Origin of the sequence: Caulobacter sp. FWC2, assembly GCF_002742625.1 — a bacterium.
Classification (GTDB): domain Bacteria; phylum Pseudomonadota; class Alphaproteobacteria; order Caulobacterales; family Caulobacteraceae; genus Caulobacter.
On sequence record NZ_PEBF01000001.1, the window covers coordinates 166,458 to 188,675 of the forward strand.

General features: G+C 69.6%; 15 protein-coding genes. 7 read left to right on the forward strand and 8 right to left on the reverse strand.

Features of this window, described 5'->3' with window-relative positions; translation table 11 throughout:
* Positions 1-23: 23 nt before the first annotated feature.
* Positions 24-3,272 carry a YdbH domain-containing protein gene (locus tag CSW62_RS00855; protein WP_099575349.1) on the reverse strand — a complete coding sequence of 1,083 codons (3,249 nt, stop codon included), beginning with the start codon at positions 3,270-3,272 and terminating at the stop codon, positions 24-26.
* A 52-nt stretch (positions 3,273-3,324) separates the two neighbouring features.
* The gene (dapB, locus tag CSW62_RS00860; RefSeq protein ID WP_099575350.1) at positions 3,325-4,113 is read right to left on the reverse strand and encodes a 4-hydroxy-tetrahydrodipicolinate reductase; all 789 of its coding nucleotides are present in this window, start codon (positions 4,111-4,113) and stop codon (positions 3,325-3,327) included.
* Positions 4,114-4,366: 253 nt separating this feature from the next.
* Here dapB and CSW62_RS00865 point away from each other — a divergent pair, with 253 nt between their 5' ends.
* The 7 genes from CSW62_RS00865 to CSW62_RS00900 all read left to right on the forward strand — a co-directional run bounded on the left by CSW62_RS00865 (position 4,367) and on the right by CSW62_RS00900 (position 12,909).
* Entirely contained in the window at positions 4,367-6,652 is a 2,286-nt protein-coding gene (locus CSW62_RS00865; RefSeq protein ID WP_099575351.1) for an NADP-dependent malic enzyme, read from the forward strand.
* Between the two features lie 913 nt (positions 6,653-7,565).
* The gene (locus CSW62_RS00875; RefSeq protein ID WP_099575352.1) at positions 7,566-8,225 is read left to right on the forward strand and encodes a phosphoribosylanthranilate isomerase; all 660 of its coding nucleotides are present in this window, start codon (positions 7,566-7,568) and stop codon (positions 8,223-8,225) included.
* A gap of 22 nt (positions 8,226-8,247) precedes the next feature.
* Entirely contained in the window at positions 8,248-9,468 is a 1,221-nt protein-coding gene (trpB, locus tag CSW62_RS00880; RefSeq protein WP_099575353.1) for a tryptophan synthase subunit beta, read from the forward strand.
* Positions 9,469-9,628: 160 nt separating this feature from the next.
* Positions 9,629-10,456 carry a tryptophan synthase subunit alpha gene (trpA, locus tag CSW62_RS00885; protein ID WP_099575354.1) on the forward strand — a complete coding sequence of 276 codons (828 nt, stop codon included), beginning with the start codon at positions 9,629-9,631 and terminating at the stop codon, positions 10,454-10,456.
* A gap of 12 nt (positions 10,457-10,468) precedes the next feature.
* Positions 10,469-11,392 (forward strand): acetyl-CoA carboxylase carboxyltransferase subunit beta, encoded by a 924-nt coding sequence (locus tag CSW62_RS00890; protein WP_099575355.1) that lies wholly within the window; start codon positions 10,469-10,471, stop codon positions 11,390-11,392.
* Positions 11,393-11,398: 6 nt separating this feature from the next.
* On the forward strand, positions 11,399-12,715 hold the full coding sequence (locus CSW62_RS00895) for a folylpolyglutamate synthase/dihydrofolate synthase family protein (protein ID WP_099575356.1): 1,317 nt from the start codon (positions 11,399-11,401) through the stop codon (positions 12,713-12,715).
* A gap of 86 nt (positions 12,716-12,801) precedes the next feature.
* The gene (locus tag CSW62_RS00900) at positions 12,802-12,909 is read left to right on the forward strand and encodes a hypothetical protein (RefSeq protein ID WP_082009057.1); all 108 of its coding nucleotides are present in this window, start codon (positions 12,802-12,804) and stop codon (positions 12,907-12,909) included.
* 66 nt (positions 12,910-12,975) lie between these two features.
* On the opposite strand, the gene trxA is transcribed toward CSW62_RS00900, so the two are convergent.
* From trxA to tsaE, 6 genes are all read right to left on the reverse strand, one after another.
* Entirely contained in the window at positions 12,976-13,308 is a 333-nt protein-coding gene (trxA, locus tag CSW62_RS00905; RefSeq protein WP_099575357.1) for a thioredoxin, read from the reverse strand.
* 120 nt (positions 13,309-13,428) lie between these two features.
* Positions 13,429-16,896: a double-strand break repair helicase AddA gene (addA, locus tag CSW62_RS00910; RefSeq protein WP_099575358.1), complete on the reverse strand. Its 3,468-nt coding sequence runs from the start codon at positions 16,894-16,896 to the stop codon at positions 13,429-13,431.
* Positions 16,893-19,880 (reverse strand): double-strand break repair protein AddB, encoded by a 2,988-nt coding sequence (addB, locus tag CSW62_RS00915; RefSeq protein ID WP_099575359.1) that lies wholly within the window; start codon positions 19,878-19,880, stop codon positions 16,893-16,895. Before addB ends, addA begins: the two co-directional genes overlap by 4 nt.
* The gene (murU, locus tag CSW62_RS00920; RefSeq protein ID WP_099575360.1) at positions 19,877-20,614 is read right to left on the reverse strand and encodes an N-acetylmuramate alpha-1-phosphate uridylyltransferase MurU; all 738 of its coding nucleotides are present in this window, start codon (positions 20,612-20,614) and stop codon (positions 19,877-19,879) included. The genes addB and murU overlap by 4 nt, the downstream gene beginning before the upstream one ends.
* On the reverse strand, positions 20,611-21,720 hold the full coding sequence (gene amgK, locus CSW62_RS00925; protein WP_099575361.1) for an N-acetylmuramate/N-acetylglucosamine kinase AmgK: 1,110 nt from the start codon (positions 21,718-21,720) through the stop codon (positions 20,611-20,613). Before amgK ends, murU begins: the two co-directional genes overlap by 4 nt.
* Positions 21,704-22,150 (reverse strand): tRNA (adenosine(37)-N6)-threonylcarbamoyltransferase complex ATPase subunit type 1 TsaE, encoded by a 447-nt coding sequence (gene tsaE, locus CSW62_RS00930; protein WP_099575362.1) that lies wholly within the window; start codon positions 22,148-22,150, stop codon positions 21,704-21,706. Before tsaE ends, amgK begins: the two co-directional genes overlap by 17 nt.
* Positions 22,151-22,218: the final 68 nt, after the last annotated feature.

A 22,218-nucleotide genomic window follows, 5' to 3' on the forward strand; every position in this document is an offset into this window, starting at 1 on the left:
CAGTTCGTCTTCAGATTGGCGGGTCAAGGTTGAACCGCACCTGAACGGGGTTGGGCCGCCTCATCTTCGGGAGCGAATGAACGGCGCCAGGCCGCCAGAAGCTCGTCGAAGTTCAGCGACGTGTCGAGCGTCAGGTCGACCGGCGTCTTGGCCGGCAGGGCGATGCGCTTGTCGAAGGCCCGGCCACGCAGCAGGTCCAGGATCCCGACCCGGGCCTTCTCGGCGATCTTCGGGTCGTGCTCACCCTTGATGTGGAAGAGGATGCCCAGGCGGCCCTTGTCGGTGCTGTTGACGCCGGCTTCGAGCTGCTCGAAGGCCAGGTTCTCCATGGCCTGATAGGCGAAGTCCTGGATCGCGTTGACCTGCGCCGGCTGAGCCGGTGGCGCGCCGGGGCTGTCGGCCGGGCTGGCCTGGACGCCTGTCAGGGCCGCGCGGGCTAGTTCGATCCGCCCTGGCTGGATGGCGTGGATCTTCCCGTCCTGGAAGCGCAGGCCTTCAGGGCCGAAGGTGAACGGCAGGCGGCCGTCGACCACGGCCACGACCTTGACCTTGTCGGCCAGGGACGAGGCGGCGATGACTTCGCCCAGGTCGAGATGCTCGATGACGATGGTCCCGCTGAGGGTCTTGTCTAGGCCCAGGGGCACGTCGATCGGCTCGATCGAGATCCTGCCCTTGGCGGCCTCGAACGTGGCCTTGGAGACCTTGAGGCTGTCGGCGGCCAGCTGGAACTCGGACTCCACGGCGGTGAGCGGCACGATGGAGTCGATCTTGGCGATCTTCAGGGTCTGGCGCGGGGCGGTGGTCAGGGGCGCCAGGCTGTCGAAGTCGACGGCGCCGTCCAGGGTGGCGACCAGGCCGATCGGGCTGGTGAAGTCGATCTTGCTGGCGACCAGGCGGCCACGGCTGGTCGCGCCCGTGGCGTTCCAGGCGAAGACGCCGGTGAAGCTGGCCGGGCCCTGCGCGTTCTTGGCGAAGGCGGCCATCGGCGACAGGTCGGCCGGTTGCAGTCCACCCTTGGCGAAGGTCAGTTTCGAGGCGTCGATATCGGCCTGGCCAATGCCAGTCGCCACCACGTGGCGCAGGCGGATCTCGCCCAGCGGCGCGCCGACCGGCGTCGTGGCCTGGAAGCTTCCGTTCCATAGGCCGCCTGACAGCGTCAGGTCACCCTTCGCCAAGATGGGATTGAAGCGGCGTTCCGGCGCGGCGTCGGTTACGGCGGCGCTGGCGACCTGGACGGTGGCGCGCTCGAAGCCGCCGGCTCCCCCCAGGCTCGCCTCGCCCTTGATGCCTTGCAGCTTGGCCTGGGCGAGCGCCAGTTCACCCTCGGCGTCCTGGAAGCGGACGGCGGCGTTCCAGCCGTTGGCCCCAGCCGTGACCAGCGGAGCCTTGGCGGGGCAGAGCGCGCCCTTGATCGCGGTGACCGGGGCGTCGCCGAGGGCATAGGCCTTGGCGGTGATCGGCGCGCACTTGGGCATGGTCAAGGTGAAGCGGCCGTCGGCGATCCGCGCCTGGCCGGCGATGAGACCGGTGACGCCCTGGACCGGCGGCAGGTCGAAGTCCTCGGTGGCGATGGTCAGTGGCGAGGCCATGACACCGCCCGAGGCGCGCCAGTCGCCGGCTGTAATCCGCACGGTCGGCAGGCGACCGCCGGAGAGCGAGGCCTGCAGCGCGCCCCGCGCCCCGTCCGGGCCGGCGTCCAGCAGCAGGCCTTTCGGTGCGGCGGCGGTCAGGACGACGCCGTTGGGCGCGGCCAGGCGCGCCTCGCGGGGCAGGGTGACCTTGGTGTGCGCGCCGCTGATCTCCAGGCCGACGGCGGGCAAGGCGAGGTCGAAGGTCCGCAGGGCCTGGCTCAGCGGCTTGCCGTACTCCGGGTTGGGGATCAGGGCCGCCAGGCGGTCGGCGTCGGGTCCTGAGATGGCGCTGCGACCGCCGGCCGAACCGTTCAGAGTCAGGAACAGGCCCTTGGCGCTCTGGTCGATGCGGCCGCTGGCATTCAGGCGCGCCGCAGCCAGGGCCAGCGCGCCGGCGGTCAGGCGGTCGGCGCCGGCCTCGATCTTCAGCGGGCCGTTGACGCTGGCGCCGTTGGTGTCGGCGACGAGGCCCAGAGCGTCGGAGGTCGCGCGAGCGTGCAGAGCGCGGACAGCGGTTCCGGCCGCCACCGCCTCGCCGGCCCGGAGATCCGCGCTGGTGGTCCCGCGCAAGGTCAGGCGGCCGTCTTGTCTGCCGCCGGCGATGCGGGACAGATCGAGGGCCAGGCTGGCGTCGCGGGCGTCCGCCGACGGGGCCGACAAGCGCTCGCCGCGCAGGGCCGCCCGGCCTCGGCCCAGGAAAGCGAAGCTGTCCAGCCCGCCGTCCAGGCGTCCGGTCAGGGAGAGGTCGCCGGTCACGACCTGGCCCTGGACGTCGCCGAAGCGGCCGTCCTCGGCGCGCAGGATCAGCCGCGCTTCCAGCGGGCCGCTGGCCGTCATCTTCGCCAGGTCCGGATAGGGCAGGTCGGCGGTCAGCTTGGCGGTGGTCGCGGCCAGGTCGGCGGCCGGCGCTTCCAGGCTGTTGAGGGCCATCGAGACGTCGATCGTCAGCCGGTCGCCACGTTTGCGGGCCGAGACGGTTGCGCCCTTGGCGTCGATGGCCAGGTCGCGGACGGCGTAGCGCAGCGGCGCCAGGCGGCCGTCGAACCGCAGCAGCTGGCCATCGTCCAGGCTGGCGTCGCCGGTGAGACGGGCCCGGCCGCCTGGGGTGACGAGATCGAGCCGCGCGTCCTCGACCAGCACGGCGGGGCCCGGGACGTTCGGTGTCTTCGGTGACTTCAGGAAGTCGTCGATCAGCGGCTGCAGGGCGCCGAACCGCACCTGGCCCTTGTCGTCGATGCTGGCCAGCACGCGTGGACGGACCAGCCGCACGGCCTTGGTCTGGATGCCGAACGCCTCGCCGGTCCAGGGCGCGGAGAGGTCGTAGGCGACCTCCAGCCGGTCGGCGGCGAAGACGGGGTTATCGCGCGAACCCAGGCGGACCTTGCCGCTGAAGCCGGTGGCGTCCAGGTCGTCCAGCTCAACGGCGGCCTCGATGCCGTGGTCGCGCAGCCAGGCCTCGGCCAGCTCGCGACTGATCTCGCGCCGACCGGACCAGACGACCAAGCCGGTGGCGATCAGGGCCAGCATCGACAGCGACACGGCTTCCAGGCCCAGATCGAGCAGGCGCGCGCGATCCCCCATTTTCCGGGATGCCTTGCGGGAGGTCTTGCTGGTTTCGGGAGCGGTCGCGGGGTCGGCCATCAGGTCCTGTAGTCTAGATCCCTAAGAAGCCCCCCGGCTAAGCTTTAGATCCCTACTTCGAAAAGCCCAGCACGTCCTGCATGTCGTACAGGCCCGGCGGCTTGCCCTTGACCCACACGGCGGCGGCGATGGCCCCGCGCGCGAACAGGCCCCGGTCGATGGCCGAGTGCGACAGGGTCAGGCTCTCGGATTCGCCCGCGAAGATCACACTGTGCTCGCCGATGATGCCGCCGCCGCGCACGACCGAGAAGCCGATCGCGCCCGCCTTGCGCGCGCCGGTGACGCCGTCCCGGCCCCGGTCGGCGACCTGGCCAAGGCCGACGTTGCGCCCCTCGGCGGCGGCCTCGCCCAGCATCAGGGCCGTGCCCGAGGGGGCGTCGATCTTGCGCTTGTGGTGGGCCTCGAAGACCTCGATGTCCCAGTCTTCGGCCGGCAGGGCGGCGGCGGCCTGGCGCACCAGGCCCATCAGCATGTTGACGCCCAGCGAATAGTTGCCCGAGCGGACGATAGGGATCTTGGTCGCGGCGGCGTCGATGCGGGCCAGCTGTTCGTCGGAGAAGCCCGTCGAGCCGATGATCAGGGCCGGCCCGCCCCCATTCTTCTCAAACAAGACGGCGGCTTCTTCGGCCAGCAGCACCGAGGCTTCCGGCAAGGTGAAGTCGATCACCGCCTCGGCGGTCGCCAGGGCCTCCTGGCGCGAGACCAGGTCGGCGCCATCCACGCCCGGGCGCTCGAAGCGCGCGGCGACGATCGCGTCGGCGCGGCCTTCCAGGGCTTTGCTCACAGCCTGGCCCATGCGGCCGTTGGCGCCGGCGATCGCGATCTTCACGGGCTGGGACAAATCGGGCTCCAGTACAAAATGTACCTGGGGCAAATCACCCAATCCGCCCCCTCGGGTCAACCTCTCCTGGCCTTCCCAAGCGTCACCGCGCTTGACGCAAGGCCAATCCCAACAAGCGTTTGCTGGGATTTTCGCGTCCTTCCCCGGTTGTGACCCTCGGCGCCCGTCGCTACGGTGATCCCACATAAGGGCGTGTTCGCATTGATCGGCGCGCCCCTTCTTCAACTTGCGCAGCAGGAATGGGAAACGCCGGATGAGCGACGCGGAACGCAAGACCTTCACGGATGAGGAGGCCTTGGCCTTCCACCGTTACCCCCAGCCGGGCAAGCTGGAGGTGACCCCGACCAAGCCGATGGCGACCCAGCGCGATCTGTCGCTGGCCTATTCGCCCGGCGTCGCCGTGCCGGTCCACGCCATCGCCGCCGATCCGGACATGGCCTACGAATACACCTCCAAGGGCAACATGGTCGCCGTGATCAGCAACGGCACCGCCATTCTGGGCCTGGGTGATCTCGGCGCGCTGGCCTCGAAGCCGGTGATGGAAGGCAAGGCCGTCCTCTTCAAGCGCTTCGGCGACGTCGACAGCATCGACATCGAGATCAGCTCCAAGGATCCCGACGAGATCATCACGGTGGTCAAGAACATCGGGATCTCGTTCGGCGGCATCAATCTGGAGGACATCAAGAGCCCTGAGTGCTTCCGCATCGAGACCGAGCTGCAGGACCTGCTCGACATCCCGGTGTTCCATGACGACCAGCACGGCACGGCGATCATCTGCGCCGCCGGCCTGATCAACGCCTGCCACATCACCGGCAAGAAGCTGGAGGACGTGAAGGTCGTGCTGAACGGCCCCGGCGCGGCGGGCATCGCCTCGCTGGAGCTGATCAAGGCCATGGGCGTCCACCCGGCCAACGTCATCGCGGTCGACAGCAAGGGCGTGCTCTACGAGGGCCGCACCGAGGGCATGAACCAGTGGAAGAGCGCCCACGCGGTCAAGACCGACAAGCGCACCCTGGCTGAAGCCGTCGCCGGCGCCGACGTACTGCTGGGGCTTTCGGCGAAGGGCGCCTTCACGCCCGAGATGATCGCCAGCATGGCGCCCAACCCGGTCATCTTCGCTATGGCCAATCCCGATCCTGAGATCACGCCCGAAGAGGTGCACGCCGTCCGCCCCGACGCGATCATGGGCACGGGCCGCAGCGACTATCCCAACCAGGTCAATAACGTCCTGGGCTTTCCCTACATCTTCCGCGGCGCCCTGGACGTGCGCGCCCGTCGCGTCAATCACGAGATGAAGATCGCCTGCGCCCAGGCCCTGGCCATGCTGGCGCGCGAGGATGTGCCCGACGAGGTCGCCGCCGCCTATCACGGCCGCCAGCTGAAGTTCGGCCCGCAATACATCATCCCCTCGGCCTTCGACCCGCGCCTGATCTGGTACGTGCCGCCGTTCGTGGCCCAGGCGGCCATGGACACGGGCGTGGCCCGCAAGCCGATCGCCGACATGGACGCCTATCGCGCCGGCCTTGCCCAGCGCCTGGATCCGACCGCCGGCTTCCTGCAGAAGATTTCCGGCGCGGTGCTGGCCAATCCCAAGCGCATCGTCTTCGCCGAGGGCGAGGATCCCAGCGTCATCCGCGCCGCCTACGCCTACCAGACTGGCGGCTACGGCAAGGCCATCCTGTGCGGCCGCGAGAACCTGGTGCACGAGAACATGAAGCTGGTCGGCCTCGATCCCGAGACCGTCGGGCTGGAGATCGTCAACGCCCGCCTGTCCGACCGCAATCCGGACTATGTCGACGCGCTCTATCACCGCCTGCAGCGCCAGGGTTACCTGAAGCGCGACGTCCAGCGCCTGATCAACCAGGACCGCAACAGCTTCGCCGCCTCGATGGTCACCCTGGGCGAGGCCGACGGCATGGTCACCGGCGTCACCCGCAGCTTCGACCAGGCCCTGGAAGAGGTGCTGCGCGTCGTCGACCCCGCGCCGGGCGGCCGGATCATGGGCATGTCGGTGGTGCTGGCCAAGGGCCGCACGATCTTCGTGGCCGACACCAACGTCACCGAGCTGCCGGAGGCCGAGGAGCTGGTCGAGATCGCCTGCGAGGCCGCCCGCGCGGTCAAGCGCCTGGGCTTCAAGCCGCGCGTCGCCTTCATGAGCTATTCGACCTTCGGCAACCCGATGGGCCTGCGCTCGGAGAAGGTGCGCGAGGCCGTGGCCATGCTCGACGAGATGGACGTCGAGTTCGAATACGAGGGCGAAATGCCGCCGGAACTGGCGCTGGATCCTGAAAAGCGCGCCAACTATCCGTTCATGCGCCTGACCGACAGCGCCAATATCCTGGTCATGCCGGCCATCCACGCCGCCTCGATCTCGACCAAGCTGGTGCAGTCGCTGGGCGGGGCCACGGTGATCGGGCCGGTGCTGCTGGGCCTGTCCAAGTCGATCCAGATCGCGCCGCTGTCGGCCTCGGTGTCCAAGATCCTGAACATGGCGATGATGGCGGCCTACGACACGCCGGAGGAGGATACGGCGGCGTAAGCTTGGCCTGACAACCTCCGCGACAGGGCGTCGCACGGTCTACCGCCCGCGCCCAGCGCCCCCATCTTGGTATTGTCGGCGGCAGTAAGCCGACGCGTAAGCCCTCCGGCCGGTGTCCACCCCTTGCGACGCCGGCCGGCCCTTACGCGACAGCGCCCCCGGTCGCGGGAGGGTTCACGGGGATTGAGCCCGCTCCATCCCCGGCGTTCGCTCCGCCGAACCCCACGAAATCAACCGCTTCTCACTTTTTCGCGCCCCTGGATCATCGGCGTTCAACACCGCCGCATACTCAGAGCTGTCCCCGTCGCGGGGGAGGGCGTTTGGATCCGGCCCAAGACGGCGGCGGGGGTAGGTTGAGCGGGGCCGCTGGCGGTTCCCGGCGGAGCCTTCACGCCACGTCGCTTACTCTTTAGGAGCGCACGCGGGTGACGGAGCCGTCCGGGGCCAAGCCATCAGCGGAGCGACAGGGCGGGGATCGTACAAGCCGCCTATCGTGGATCGTCGGGGTCGAGACGGATGTAGCCGATCGACTTGGTCCGCGCCCGTCCGGGGGCTAGTGGGGTCCCGAGCTGAAATACGCTCACGCCCCCCATCCTCACGGGCAAGAACAGCCTGGCGGAGCGGTCTGCGAGCCGAAACACAACAAACCATTACGGTCCCCGGGTTCGCCCGGCCGCTCCGTCGCCTCCCCAACCCACTCGCAGCCGCATGGCGCGAGGTCGATCAGTCACGTTCCCTCCCCCTTGATGGGGGAGGGGCAGGGGTGGGGGTGACCACGGCGGTCGATGCCGCGCATGGCGTCCAGCTCAGCAGTCACCCCCATCCCCCACCCTTCCCCCATCCAGGGGGAAGGGGGCCTTCATCAGAATCCCTGGGCTTGCCTCTTTCCTTCCCCGGACGTAACTCCCGCCCGATGAGCATTTCCGCCCTTGGGGCCAAGATCTGCGGACTGTCGACGCCCGAGACGGTGAAGGCCGCCTTCGACGGGGGGGCGGCGTTCCTGGGGTTCGTCTTCTTCGACAAGAGCCCGCGCAACCTCGCGCCCGAGACCGCCGCGCGGCTGGTCGAGCCAGTTCGCGGGCGCGGCGTGAAGAGCGTCGCGGTGACGGTCGATCCCGACGACGCCCTGATCGAGCGCCTGATGGCCACCATGCGCCCCGACCTGATCCAGGTGCACGGCAAGGAGACGCCCTCGCGGGTCCGCGAGATCGCCGCCCGGAGCGGCGTCGGCGTCATCAAGGCCTTCTCGGTGTCGTCTTCCGCCGATGTCGACCAGGCGAGCGCTTTCGACAGCGTCGCCGAGCACCTGATGTTCGACGCCAAGCCCGTCGAAGGCTCCGTTTTGCCAGGCGGCACGGGCGCCCGGTTCGACTGGGGACTGCTGGAAGGCCGGCGCTTTTCGCGGCCGCATTTCCTCGCCGGCGGCCTGGATCCGTGGAACGTGGCGGAGGCGATCAAGGTCTCCGGAACCCCGATCGTGGACGTTTCTTCTGGCGTGGAGCGCGGTCCGGGCCTAAAGGACCCGGCTCTGATCACGGCGTTTCTTGACGCCGTCAAACGCGCCCAAGACTGAAAAGCCCAGCTCGGAAGCTCTCGTGAACGCTCCTTCAAAGCCCAACGACTATTCGGCCTATCCCGACGCCAACGGCCGCTTCGGCGACTTCGGCGGCCGCTACGTGGCCGAGACCCTGATGCCGCTGGTGCTGGAACTGGGCGAGGCCTACGCCGCCGCCAAGGCTGATCCGAAGTTCCAGGCCGAGCTGACCAGCTTCAACACCCACTATGCCGGCCGGCCCAGCCCGCTCTATTTCGCCGAGCGGCTGACCGAGCACTTCGGCGGGGCCAAGATCTATTTCAAGCGCGACGAGCTGAACCACACCGGCTCGCACAAGATCAACAACGCCCTGGGCCAGATCCTGCTGGCCATGCGGATGGGCAAGACCCGGATCATCGCCGAGACCGGCGCCGGCCAGCACGGCGTGGCCACCGCCACCGTCTGCGCCCGCTTTGGCCTGCCATGCGTCGTCTATATGGGCGCCACCGACGTCGAACGTCAGAAGCCCAACGTCTTCCGCATGAACCTGCTGGGCGCTGAAGTGCGTCCCGTGACCTCGGGCACCGGCACCCTGAAGGACGCCATGAACGAGGCGATGCGCGATTGGGTCACCAACGTGCACGACACCTATTACCTGATCGGCACGGCGGCTGGCCCGCACCCCTATCCGGTGATGGTCCGCGACTTCCAGAGCGTGATCGGGACCGAAGCGCGCGAGCAGATCCTGGAAATGGAAGGCCGTCTCCCCGACGCGGTGGTCGCCTGCATCGGCGGCGGCTCCAACGCCATCGGCCTGTTCCATCCGTTCCTGGGCGACGAGGGCGTGCGCCTGATCGGCGTCGAGGCGGCCGGCCACGGCGTCTCCACCGACAAGCACGCGGCCTCCCTGACCGGCGGCCGCCCCGGCGTGCTGCACGGCAACCGCACCTACTTGCTGCAGGACGACGACGGCCAGATCATCGACGCACACTCGATCTCGGCCGGCCTGGACTATCCCGGCATCGGCCCCGAGCACTCGTTCCTGCACGAGATCGGCCGCGCCGAATATGTCTCGACCACCGACGACGAGGCCCTGGCGGCCTTCCAGCTGTGCTCGACCCTCGAAGGCATCATTCCGGCGCTGGAACCGGCCCACGCCCTGGCCCGGGTCGGCGAGATCGCCCAGGAACTGGGCAAGGGCAAGATCGTGGTGATGAATCTCTGCGGTCGCGGCGACAAGGACATCTTCACGGTGGCCGAAGCGCTGGGGCGCTCCATTTGATCGGCGATTGTTTTAAGCTCCCTTCCCCCTTGATGGGGGAAGGGTCGGGGATGGGGGTGCTCGCACGGCGTTGGCTGGCGAGGCCGTGCGGCTTTGACGGCCGCATCACCCCCACCCAACCCTCCCCCATCGAGGGGGAGGGCTCGGGGAACGAGAATCCATGACCAAAGACCGTATCGACCGTCGCTTCGCGGCGCTGAAGGCCGAGAACCGCGCCGGTTTCGTGACCTATGTCATGGCCGGCGATCCCGACGCCGCAACCACCTTGAGCGTGCTCAAGGGCCTGCCGGGCGCCGGCGCTGATCTGATCGAACTGGGCTTTCCCTTCTCGGATCCGATGGCCGAGGGCCCGACCATCCAGCGCGCCGCCCAGCGCGGCCTGAAGTCGGGCATGACCCTGCAGGGGACGCTGGACCTGGTCGCCGCCTTCCGCGCGGGCGACGCCGACACCCCGATCATCCTGATGGGCTATCTGAACCCGGTGCTGAACCGAGGCTTCGAAAGCTTCGCCGCTGCGGCCGCCAAGGCCGGCGTCGATGGCCTGATCATCGTCGATTGCCCGCCCGAGGAAGCTGACCCGCTGTCGGACGCCCTGGAGGCCGAAGGCATCGCCCTGATCCGCCTGGCGGCCCCGACCACCGACGATGCGCGCCTGCCGATGGTCATCCGTCGCACCTCGGGCTTCGTCTATTACGTCTCGGTCGCCGGCGTGACCGGGGTGAAGTCGGCCGACGCCGCCGACGTGGCCCCGGCCGTCGAGCGGCTGCGCAAGGCCTCGGGCCTGCCGGTCGCGGTGGGCTTTGGCATCCGCACGCCCGAGCAGGCCGCTGCCGTCGCCCGCGTGGCCGATGCCGCCGTGGTGGGCTCGGCGCTGGTCGACGAAATCGAGTCGGCGGCCAAGTTGAACGAAAACGTGACCGAGAAGGTTCTTCTCAAGGCGTCGGAGCTGGCTAAGGCTGTGCGTTCGGCGCGAGTCGGGACGAAGTGAGGCTCTAAGGCTATGGCTATGGCTGAACCCCAGGACCCGAAAAAGGGCGAGAAAAAAGTGGCGACTGACCGCCGAGGCGGCTGGCTGTCGCGGATCGCACCGGGTGTGCGCGGCGCGTTCGCCAAGCGCGAGACGCCCGAGAACCTCTGGGTCAAGTGCCCCGACACGGGCGAGATGATCTTCCGCTCCGACCTGGAGGCGGCCCTGTGGGTCACGCCGGCCGGTCGCCACATGCGGATCGGGCCGGAAGCCCGCTTCAAGTTCACCTTCGACGACGGCCAGTACGAGGCGCTGCCGACCCCGGCGGTCCCTGAAGATCCGCTGAAGTTCTCGGACGGCAAGCCCTACAAGGATCGCCTGATCGCGGCCCGCAAGGCCACCGGCGAGCCGGACGCCATGGCCATCGGCTACGGCAAGGTCGCCGGCGTCGACGCCGTGGTGCTGGTCCAGGACTTCGCCTTCATGGGCGGTTCGCTGGGCATGGCCGCGGGCGAGGGCTTCATCGCCGCCGCCAAGGCCGCCCTAGAGCGCCAGGTCCCGATGATCGCCTTCACCGCCGCCGGCGGCGCCCGCATGCAGGAAGGCGCGCTGTCGCTGATGCAGATGGCCCGCACGACCCTGGCGATCAACGAGCTGAAGGACGCGGCCCTGCCCTACGTCGTGGTCCTCACCGACCCGACCACCGGCGGCGTCACCGCCTCCTACGCCATGCTCGGCGATATCCACCTGGCCGAGCCGGGCGCCCTGATCGGCTTCGCCGGTCCGCGCGTCATCGAGCAGACCATCCGCGAGACCCTGCCGCCGGGCTTCCAACGCTCGGAATATCTGGTCGAAAAGGGCATGGTCGACCGCGTCACCCACCGCAAGGACCTGCCGCAGGTGCTGGGCTCGGTGCTGGGAACCCTGATGATGGGCCGCAACCGCAAGGCGGCTTAAGCCGCCTTGGCCGAGCATCTCCGCGCTCACGACGCCGCGCTCGAGCGGCTCAAGGGGCTGCATCCCAAGCTGATCGACCTGTCGCTGGACCGGATGCGGCGACTGTGCGCGGCTCTGGGCGATCCACAGGACCGCCTGCCGCCGGTCATCCACGTAGCCGGCACCAACGGCAAGGGCTCGACGGTCGCCTATCTGCGGGCCATGGCCGAGGCGGCGGGGCTCAAGGTCCACGTCTTCACCTCGCCGCACCTGGTCCGCTTCGCCGAGCGCATCCGCCTAGCCGGAACCCTGATCACCGACGACCACCTGGCCGACGTGCTGGACCGCGTCGAGGCGGCCAATGCCGGCCTGCCGATCACCTTCTTTGAGATCACCACGGCCGCCGCCTTCGTGGCCTTCGCCGAGGTCCCGGCCGATCTGTGCATCGTCGAGGTCGGTCTCGGCGGGATCCTGGACGCCACCAACGTCATCCAGAAGCCAGCGGTCTGCGTCATCGCACCGATCGACATCGACCATCGCGAATTCCTGGGCGACACCATCGCCAAGATCGCGGTCGAAAAGGCGGGGATCATCAAGCCGGATGCGGCGGTCGTCTCGGCCCGCCAGCAGGGCGACGCCGAGGACGTGCTGGAGACCACCGCCGCCCTGGCCGGCGTCGAGCTGACCTTGATGGGCCGCGACTTCGACGCCTGGAACGAGCGCGGCCGGCTGCTGGTCCAGATGCAAGACCGCTTGCTGGACCTGCCGGCGCCGTCCTTGCCGGGCGACCACCAGTTCGCCAATGCCGGCCTCGCCGTCGCCGCCATGCTGGCCCTGGGCGATCCGCGCATCGACGAGGCGGCCATGGGGCGCGGGATCGCCGGCGCGATCTGGCCGGCCCGCTTCCAGCGCCTGACCGCCGGGCCTCTGGCCGAGCGCGCCAAGGCGGCCGGGGCCGACCTCTGGCTGGACGGCGGCCACAATCCGCACGCCGGCCGCGCCGTCTCCCGCGCCGTCGCGGATCTCGCCGCCCGCGACGGCCGGCCGGTGGCGCTGATCTCGGGCCTGCTGGCCAACAAGGACGCGACCGGATTCTTCGGCCCCTTCCGGGGCGTGGCGGCCAAGGTCTTCACCGTCACCTTCGAAGGCTCCGCCGCTGCCAGCGCCGCCGACACGGCCGCCGCCGCCGAACTGGCCGGCCTGCGGGCCTGCGCCTGCGATTCGGTCGAGGACGCGCTGGACCGGGCCCTCAAGCTGGAACCGACGCCCCACGTGCTGATCTGTGGCTCGCTCTATCTGGCCGGCGAAGTGCTGGCGATGAGCCCAGAGACTTGGCCGACCTAAACGCGTAAGGCTGAACCCACGCCGATAGGGCGGCGCGGCCCGCTGGACATCCTCGGCGAGCGCACCCGTCCTGGCAGGAACCGCCAATGGCCAAGGGTCAGAAGAAGTCGAACAAGGAAGTCCGCAAACCGAAGGCCGAAAAGAAAGCCCCTCCGGTCTCGGTCTCGCCGTTCATCGTGACGCCCAAGAAGTAGGCCGACACGAAAAACGCCCGCCCCGGAGACCGGAGCGGGCGTCTTCAATTCAGGCCTGGAAGCCGCTTAGGCCGGTTGAACGCCAGCTTCGTTCAGCCATTCCAGGATCTTCTGCTTGGGCATGGCGCCGACCTTCATCGAGGTCATCTGGCCATCGCGGAACAGCATCATGGTCGGAATGCCGCGGACGCCGTAGCGCGACGGGGTCGTCGGGCTGTCCTCGATATTGACCTTGGCGACCGTGACGACGTCGGCCAGCTCTTCCGAGATCTGCTCCAGGGCCGGGGCGATCTGCTTACACGGACCGCACCACTCGGCCCAGAAGTCCACCAGCACGGGCTTGCTGGCCTTCAGGACGTCGGCTTCGAAGGTGGCGTCAGTCACCACAACGGTGCTCATGGCTTGCTCCAGTCTGGCGTCACGCGGTCGGCGCGGAGGACGCGATAAGGGTCGAATGCCCGGATTCGTTCCGAGCGCTTGCAGCAGATGTAGGAGGACGGGGCGCGTCCGGCAACGGCCTTAGGTCAGTCGGGCCAGAGCCTGGGTCATCACCTTTTCTGGAACCGGCATCAGTTTGGGACCGTCCGTCCAGACCAGGGCCGCTTCAACGGCCCGTCCGGGGAACACCTCTCGCAGCACGGCGGCATAGACGGCCATCTGCGCCAGATAGGCCGGATCGGCGTCCTCGATCTGGTCGGGAGACGGGCGATTGGTCTTGTAGTCGACGACCAGGACGCGGCCTTCGTCGACCACCAGCCGGTCGACGCGGCCCGAGACGGCGAGGCCCTTGGGCAAGTAAGCGCTGGTCCCGGCCAAGGCGACCTCGGCGCGAGAGCCGGGGCCGAACACGGCGGAAAAGCGCGCATCGTCCAACACGCCGAACGCGGCGGCCGCCATCTCCTCGCGCTGCGCTTCGGTCAGGTCGCGTTCGGCGGCCAGCAGGCGCTTGGCCGCGTCCGCCCGCCGGTCCGGCGCGACGTCGGGCAGCAGCTGCAGCAGCTTGTGGACGATCTCGCCCCGGCGATAGCGGCCCAGACCCGAGACGCGGGCCAAAGGCGACGGGGCCGGGACGCGGGCATTGTCCTCGATCCGCGACGGCGCGGCATAGCGGGCGGCGGCAGGCTCCGGCGGCGCGTCGACCTTGATCCAGGCCGGCGCGGACGCCGAATCGCGGACGACTTCCTCGACACGCGGCGCTGGGACGGGATCGGGACCGTAGCGCAGGAAGGCTGCCTCATCCTCGCCGACGGTTCGCACATCCGGGGCGATGTCGGCATGGCCGAAGGCGGCGCGGGCGGCGGCGTACCAGCCGCCGACCTTGTCGTCCTTGGTCCGGGCGTCGATGCGGCCGCATAGGATCAGCCGGTCACGGGCTCGGGTCAGGGCCACGTACAGCAGGCGCAAGGCCTCCTGGCTTTCCTTGTCCTCGCGCAGCTTGCGGGCCTTGGCCGAGGCGTCGCAGTCCCCCTTGCCGCTGGCGCACCACAGCAGGCCGCCGTCCTCGGTGACCAGCAGCGGCGAGCCGCCGGCCCCGCGCTTCACCGTGGTCTCGGGCAGGAAGACGATCGGGGCTTCCAGGCCCTTGGAGCCGTGGGCGGTCATCACCCGCACCTCGCGCCGGGCGCCTTCCATCTCGCGCTTGACGACGATGTCCAGCGCCGCGAAATCGGCGACCAGGGCCTCGAGGTCGCGGACGCCGCGCTGCTCGGCCTCCATCACCTGGGCCAGGAACTCGTCTAGCGCCTCTTCGGCCTCGGCCCCCAGGCGGGTCAGCACCTTGGCGCGGTGAGAGCGGCCGGTCGCGTCGGCCAAGCCCAGCCAGCCGGCGAAGAACTCGAACGGTTGCCGCTTGCGGCCTTCCGTAAGCGCCCAGTCCAGCACGGTGCGCGCCGCCGCCCACTCGGGGCGCTCGTCGGCGCGACGGCGCAGTTCGGACCACAGCGTCGCCCGACGGCCTTTGGCCAGGGCGTAGACGTCCTCGTCGGTCAGGCCGCAGAACGGCGACTTGAGCAGCGCCGCCAGGGTCAGGTCGTCATCCGGGAACAGGATGAACCGGCCCAGGGCCAGCAGATCCTCGAAGGCGATGTGGCTGGACAGCGACAGCCGGTCGGCCCCGGCCACCGGCACGCCGCGCCGCTTCAGGGCCCGGATGATCTCCTCGAACAGCACCTTGCGGCGGCGGACGAGGACGAGAATGTCGCCGGCGTGGGCGGCGCGATGGCGGCTGATCTCCTTGTCGAAGACGGCGTCGCCTCGGGCTAGGATCGCGGCGGTCTCCGTGGCGATGGCCTCGGCCAGGCGGCGATTGGCGCTGCGTTCGCCTTCCGAATCGACCGGCGCCTCCCAGGCCTCGCGCTCCTCGCCCGGAAGTTCGCGGGTCAGGGGCCACAGATCGACGCAGCCCGGATGGCCGTGGCGGAAAAGCTCGTGGCGAACTAAGTCCTGGCCCACCGGCGGCGGCACGCCCTCGCGGGTCTCGGGATCGGAGAACAGGGCGTCGACGAAGCTCAGCACCTCGCGTGTCGAGCGATACGACACCGTCAGCGGCACGCCCTTGCCAACGGCGCCAACGGCCTCAATGCGGGTGATGTAGCCCTGGGTCTCTTCCAGCAGCCGCGTGGGATCGGCGCCCTGGAACGAATAGATCGACTGCTTCTCGTCGCCGACCACGAACAGGGTCCGTTCGGCCCGGCGGCCGCTCCAGCCCTCCGAGGTCTCGCCAACGAAGAAGTCGGCTGTCAGGGCGCTGAGGATTTCCCACTGCTCCGGCGCAGTGTCCTGGGCCTCGTCCAGCAGGATGTGATCGATGCCGCCGTCCAGCTTGTAGAGCACCCAGGCGGCCTCGACCTTTTCGGTCAGCAGCACGCGGGTCTTGTCGATCAGGTCGGTGAAGTCCAGCGCGCCCCGGGCGTCCTTCTCGATCCGGTGCGAGGTCACGTACAGCACCGCCAGCCGCAGGGCGCCCTCGGTATCCTCGGCCACCTTGGCGGCGCGGACCCGTTCGCGGGCGGCCTCCAGCTTCGCTTGTTCGAGGACCAGGGCTTCGCGCAGATCGGGACGGGTCTTCAGGCCCGAGGTCTTGCCCGGCCAGGTCGCAGGCGTGCCCTCTCCGCCCTCAGTGAACAGGGCGCGGAGCGCAAGTTCCAGCGTGGCGTCCGGATCGCGGGCGACGGCCGCCAGCGCCTCGGCATATTTGGCGTCCTGCTTGCCGCCGCCGTCGAACAGCACCGTCGCGACAGCGCGCCAGGCGCCGAGATCCAGCCGCGCCATCGCTTGAGCCGCCAGGTCAGCGGCCGAGGTCGGCTCGTCAAAGCCGCAGCGTTCCCAAGCGTCGGCCACGGCTTCCTGAAGTCCGCCGCAGCGCGCGACATAGGCCATGATCTGGCCGCGCCGCGCTTCGAAGCCGGCGAACATGTTCTCGAAGCTCTGGAAGTCCAGCGCCACCGAGAAGCGTGCATAGGCTTCAGCGAAAACATCGTCGTGCGTATCCACCCAATGCGCCGTGGCCCGGCGGGCGGCGCGGGCGATGGCGGCGCCGGCCTGGTCGTCCATCACGGTGAAGCCGGGCGAGACGCCAGCCTCCAGGGGAAAGCGCCGCAGCAGCTTCTCGCAGAAGGCGTGGATGGTCTGGATCTTGAGGCCGCCGGGCGTCTCCAGCGCTTGGGCGAACAGGGCGCGGGCCTCGGAGAGGCGCTTGGCGTCATAGGTCGCTTCGGCTTCGCCGACCAACTTGATCAGCTCGGCCCGCAGGTCGGCGTCGCTGGTCACCGACCATTTGCCCAGGCGCTCGAACAGGCGGCGCTGCATTTCGGCGGCGGCGGCCTTGGTATAGGTCACGCACAGGATCGCCTCGGGCTTGACCTTGGCCAGCAGCAGGCGCGCGACCCGGTCGATCAGGGTCTTGGTCTTGCCCGAACCGGCATTGGCCGTGACGAAGGCCGAGATCGTCGGGTCGGCGGCGATGCGCTGATAGTCTGGACCGCTCATTCGCCGTCCCCGTCATCGCCGCTGGTCGACCATTCGAACACCCGCGCCAGGTGGGCGTAGTCGCCAGGATGCTCCTTGACGAACTGCGGCGCGACTCGGGAACGGTAGGGCTCGTCCGGATCGTCGTAGCGGGCGATCAGGGTCGAGAGGCCTTCCAGCGCCTTGGTCGCGGCGGCGCTGCTCTCCTCGCCGGCCAGGGCCCGGACCTGCTCTTCGCCCGCCGGACGTCTTCCGGTCACGCGGACATAGGTCAGGTCGCCCGGCGTCGGCTTGCCCAGGTCCGGGAAGCCGCCGTTCATCAGGATCGCCGCCGTCAGGGTCAGTTGCGGCGAGAAGCCGGTGTCGACCTGCTTCTGCGACGGGGCGGCGCCGGTCTTGTAGTCGAGAATGTGGGCGGTCCCATCGGCGGTCGGCTCGATCCGGTCGGCCTTGGCGGTCAGGGTGAAGGGGCGGCCGTTGATGCTGAGCGACAGCTCGCCAGCCGCCTCGACCACCACCTTGCGGGCCGTGGTGCGGCGATGGCGCTCCCAGTCGGCGACCCACAGGGCGGCCTCGCGGGCCAGGGCCTTTTCGCGGGCCAGGGCGGTCGGCGGCATGCCGGCCTTGACCAGGGCGTCGATATAGAAGCGCTCGAACACGCCGGCGGCCTCGAGCGGCACTGCGTCGGGATAGGTCTCGGCGAAGGTCTCGAACGCCGCGTGGATGGCGGTGCCCCGGGCGCGGGCTTCGACCGGCTCGTCTGGACGCTCCAGCGGATAGAGCTTGAGGATGTCACGCGCCCAGACGGCGTACGGGTCGCGGGTCAGGGCCTCGACGCGGGTGACGGCCATCTTGCGCGGACGATCCTCGACCGGGGGCGTCGGCGCGGGGCGGCCGATCGGCGCGTAGGGATCGGGGGCGTCGAGGGCGCGGACCCAATCCAGCACATCGTCGCGCCGGGGCAGAGCCAGACCCGCGCCGGCGGCCAGGGTCTTCAGGCGCCACAGCCAGCGCGACTCGACGGCCGGGGCGCCGCCGCGTCGTTCGCAGTGGACCAGCACCACGTCCGGCGCGCTGGCGGCCTGGGCGAAGTCGTGGGCGGTCAGGCCGATCTTGCGCTCGGGCGGCGGCAGGCCTAGGCGCGAGCGCATCGGTCGAGACAGGAACGGATCGATCGGCGCGCCCTGCGGCCAGACGCCTTCCTCCAGCCCGGCCAGCACCAGGCGATCGGCACGAACCAGGCGGGCCTCGATGGCGCCCAGGATCCTCAGGCGGGGATGTGTGGCGCCGCCGACCCGGACGGTCTCCTCGTTGACCAGCCGGTCGAGGATGTCGGCGAAGGCCTGGGGCGAGGCGTCGGGCAGGGGCTCGCCATCCTGGATCAGGGCGGCCATCAGCGCGCCCAGGCACTCGCCCGCGCCGCCCGCCCACAGGCGATTGACCGCGATCAGGCCTTCCAGCGCCTCGACCAGGGCCTGGGCGGCCCGGCAGGGCGGCGCGAAGCCGTCCACATAAGGCGCGGCGGCGTGGTCGACGGCGGCCAGGACCCGGTCGCAGAGCGCGAGAGCGTCCGGCGCGTCCTTCAGCCTGCCGCGCAGAACCTCTTTCGAACCCGGCGCAGCGCCGCGCAGCCCCTTGCGTTCCAGCATAGCGGCGGCGGGCGCTTCGTCCTCGCCCAACACCAGTGGATGCTTGGCGAAGGCCAGCAGACGGACGGGGTTCAGCGGCTCTTGGACCAGGCGCGCCAGGTGCAGGGCCAGGATCGCCGAGCCGGCGGCGGCCAGCGGCGCGCCGGCCGAACTGTCGGGGATGACGCCCCAGCGCTGCAGGCGGGTCATCACCCGGCGGGCTAGGGTCTGGTCGGGCGTGACCAGGGCGGCGGTCTTGTCCGGCGTCTCCAGCGCTTCGCGCAGCAGCAAGGCGCAGGCCCCGGCGGCCTCCTCCTCGGCGCGGGCGGCAATGACCGAGAAGCCCGTCAGGCCCTCGGCGACGGGGTCGAGATCCGGGGCCTCGGCGCGCAGGGCGGCGATCTGGGCCAGCCAGTCGGCGGTGGCCTCGGCGGGGCGCAGGGCCTCGTTGACGATCCGCCGTCGCCAGCGGCCGCGGCTGTCGACATCGGGAACCCAGGCGCGGACGTCAGAGCGGTCGACGCCAGCGCGATCCAGCAGCCGCTTCATCGCGCCTTGCGGATGCTGCTCGCCCTGGGAGCCCTCGATCTGGCTCCAGGCGCTGTCGGCCAGATCCTCGTCCAGACCCGGCAGCACCACGGCGCCCTTGGGGGCGGCGGCGATGACCCGGAGCAAATCTGCGGTGGCGGGCGCGGTGCCGGTCGAACCGGCGGCGACCAGCACCTCGGTCGGCGGGTTCTCGGCCCATTGCTTTTCCAGGGCCCGCAGCAACTTCACCCGACGCTCCGAGACGTCGATCAGGCCCAGCGCCTCCAGCCGCTTGGGCCAGGCGGTCAGCACGCCCATCAAGAAGCGGGCCGAGACCTGCCAGTGCTGGGCCAGGTCGCCCTCGGCCAGGCCGTCCAGCTTGTCGGCGAACGGGACCTCCTCGATCTGGCAGCTGTCGAGAAAGTCTGACAGAGCTTTGGCCAGTTCCAGGGCCTGGACCGGGCCAGGCTTGAACGACAGCTTGTCGCCATGGTCGACGACCAGCCGCGCCAGCTCGAACCTACGGCGACGCGAGGAAATGGCCGGCGGGAAGTCGAGCGACAGCTCACCGGGTTCGAAGGGCGGCTCGCCTTCGTCCAGGTCGCCCAGCGGCCGGATCTGCGGCAGCAGCAGCGCCCGCCCCCCGCCGACAGCCAGAAAGGCGTCGGCCAGCGCTCTGGCCCCACGTCGGGTCGGAGTCAGGACGGTGGCGCGGGGCAGGGCCTCTGGACCCAGCGGCTCCAGCGTGTTCAGCAGGCCGCGCGCCAGATCGTCGACGAACGGCCGGTGCGCGGGAATCGAGAACCAGCGCGGCCCCGGTCTGTCGAAGAAGGGGGCCGGTCTGCTCATCCCTCGGCCAGACTTCCTTGGGAGAGTTTCGCTTCGGCCGCCAGCTTGGCGTCGGGATCGCCGACATGCATCCAGAGGCCATCAGGCGCGACGCCGTGGACGCGGTGATCGGCGGCCAGGCGTTTCCACAGCGGCAGCAACGAGAAGGGACCCTCGGGGCCATCGGCGGTGATCGCCGGCTTGCAGATATGGACGCCGACATAGACCAGCGGCGCGATCTCGCCGGGGTTCTTGAAGCGGACGACGCCGCCGTCAAGGAACACGTCGCCGGTGTCGTGAAACCCCAGCGACGCGGAGGTCGAGGCCAGCATCAGGCAGACGTCCATCGTCTCAGGGTTCCAGGCGGCGGCCACGGCGTCGATCGCCGGGCCGGCGTGCTCGATCCAGACGGAGTCGATATTGGCCACGAAGACGGGACCTTCACCCAGCAGCGGCAAGGCGTGCTTGATGCCGCCGCCCGTCTCCAGGGCCTGAGGCCGTTCGTCGGAGATGACGATCTTCGGGCCAACCCCCTTGGCCTGGCGGGCCTTCAGGTGGGCTTCGACCAGGTCGGCGAAATAGTGGACATTGACCACCGCGGTCTCGACCCCGGCGGCGGCCAGGCGGTCCAGCATGTGATCGATCAGCGCCTTGCCATGCACCTCGACCAGAGCCTTGGGCTGATCGTTGGTCAGGGGGCGCATGCGGGTGCCGAGGCCGGCGGCCAGCACCATGGCGACTTTCGGAACGGTCATCGGCGGGCCTCGGCGGGAACGTACTGGTCGAACCAGGCCTTGAGGTCCGCTAGCGCCGGATCGGCGAAGCAAACCTCCAGATAGACCCAAAGGCGCGGGATGAAGTCGGCGTAACGGGGCTTGCCGTCGCGGGTCACCAGGCGGGCGAAGATTCCCAGGATCCGGATGATGTTGAGCGCGCCCAGCGCGTGATAGTCGGCCAGGAAGGCGGTGCGGTCGAGTTCCGGCCGCGCGGCCAGATAACGCTCCAGGCTAGCGGTCTCGCGCTCAGGCGAGACGGTGCGGCGCGCGTCGTGCAGCAGCATCGACAGGTCCCAAGCCGGATGGGCCAGCACCGCGTCCTGGAAATCGAGCAGGCCGACCCGGGCCGCGCCCTGGCGCTCTGGCAGCCAGATCAGGTTCTCGGCGTGATAGTCGCGGTGGCAGAAGACGGTCGCGCCGGCCTCGCCCGTGTTGCGGATCGGCGCCCAGATGGCTTCCCATTCTGCCAGAGCCGCCTCGTCGAAGGTCAGGTCGCGGAACTTGGGCTGCCACTCGATGAAGATGTCGTGGGCAGTCTTCAGCGCGAGATCGTCATAGGTCAGCAGCGGCCAGGTCGAGCCGCCGAAGCTCAGAACGTCCGGTGTCGGCGCGGCGTGCAAGGCCAGCAGGCCGTCGATGGCGGCGTCATAGAGCGGGGCCTCGTCGATCCCGGTCTCGATCAGGCGCGCGTAAAGGTCGTCGCCCAAGTCTTCCAGGACGGCCAGGCCAATCGCGGGATTGGCGGCCAAAACCTTCGGCGCCGACAGGCCTTGCGCGTTCAACCAGCCTGCGCAGGCGACGAAGGCGTCCACCCGGCCGGCGGCCAGGCGGGCCAGGGCGTTGTACCCGAGCGCGGCGCGTTCTTCGGGCGTAGCGCCCGGCGGGCAGGGCGCGGTCTCGACGGACGGCGGCTGGTCCATGAAGATGAAGCTGGATCCGTCCTCGTCTGCGTTCTTGGCGCGGTGCAGGCGCTCATATGACCGCGTCGAGGCGTCGCCGCCCAGGCTCTCGCGGCGGACGTCGCCGAAGCCGTGGGTTTTCAGGAACGCGGCCTTCGCCACTTCTCTCTCAGAACTCAAGATCACGTCCCTCGAAATCGCCGTGCCGTGTGATGGCGGCGCGCCGCGCGTCGCCGTCGAGGGCGATGTCTATATCGAGCCGAGTCGCGGGCAAACGCCCTTTGAGCCGTTGGGGCCATTCGATCAGGGCGACGCCGCCGTCCAGGGCTTCGTCCAGGCCGATCTCATAGGCCTCATCGGGGTCCGACAGACGGTAGAGATCGAAGTGGGCCAGGGGGAAGCCGGCCGTCTCGTAGAACTGCACCAGGGTGAAGGTCGGGCTGGGCACCTCTTCGTCCGGCGTGGTCAGGGCGCGGATCAGGGCGCGGGCCAGGGTCGACTTGCCGGCGCCTAGCGGGCCGGTCAGGCAGAGGGCGTCGCCGGGTCTCAGGGTAGCGGCCAGGGCCCGGCCCAGCGCCTGAGTCGCGGCTTCGTCGGGCAGGTGGAGGATATTCATCCCCCTCCCATAGCGCTTCGCTCCGTCGATGTTGAGAGGCGCAAGGCCCTTCCCCCCGCGCCGCTCTC

Coding starts and splice junctions, on each gene's coding strand:
- murU (WP_099575360.1), bottom strand. CDS start 20,614: ATGACCGTTCCGAAAGTCGCCATGGTGCTGGCCGCCGGCCTCGGCACC.
- CSW62_RS00900 (WP_082009057.1), top strand. CDS start 12,802: ATGGCCAAGGGTCAGAAGAAGTCGAACAAGGAAGTCCGCAAACCGAAG.
- trpA (WP_099575354.1), top strand. CDS start 9,629: ATGACCAAAGACCGTATCGACCGTCGCTTCGCGGCGCTGAAGGCCGAG.
- addB (WP_099575359.1), bottom strand. CDS start 19,880: ATGAGCAGACCGGCCCCCTTCTTCGACAGACCGGGGCCGCGCTGGTTC.
- CSW62_RS00865 (WP_099575351.1), top strand. CDS start 4,367: ATGAGCGACGCGGAACGCAAGACCTTCACGGATGAGGAGGCCTTGGCC.
- trxA (WP_099575357.1), bottom strand. CDS start 13,308: ATGAGCACCGTTGTGGTGACTGACGCCACCTTCGAAGCCGACGTCCTG.
- CSW62_RS00855 (WP_099575349.1), bottom strand. CDS start 3,272: ATGGCCGACCCCGCGACCGCTCCCGAAACCAGCAAGACCTCCCGCAAG.
- CSW62_RS00875 (WP_099575352.1), top strand. CDS start 7,566: ATGAGCATTTCCGCCCTTGGGGCCAAGATCTGCGGACTGTCGACGCCC.
- addA (WP_099575358.1), bottom strand. CDS start 16,896: ATGAGCGGTCCAGACTATCAGCGCATCGCCGCCGACCCGACGATCTCG.
- CSW62_RS00890 (WP_099575355.1), top strand. CDS start 10,469: ATGGCTATGGCTGAACCCCAGGACCCGAAAAAGGGCGAGAAAAAAGTG.
- tsaE (WP_099575362.1), bottom strand. CDS start 22,150: ATGAATATCCTCCACCTGCCCGACGAAGCCGCGACTCAGGCGCTGGGC.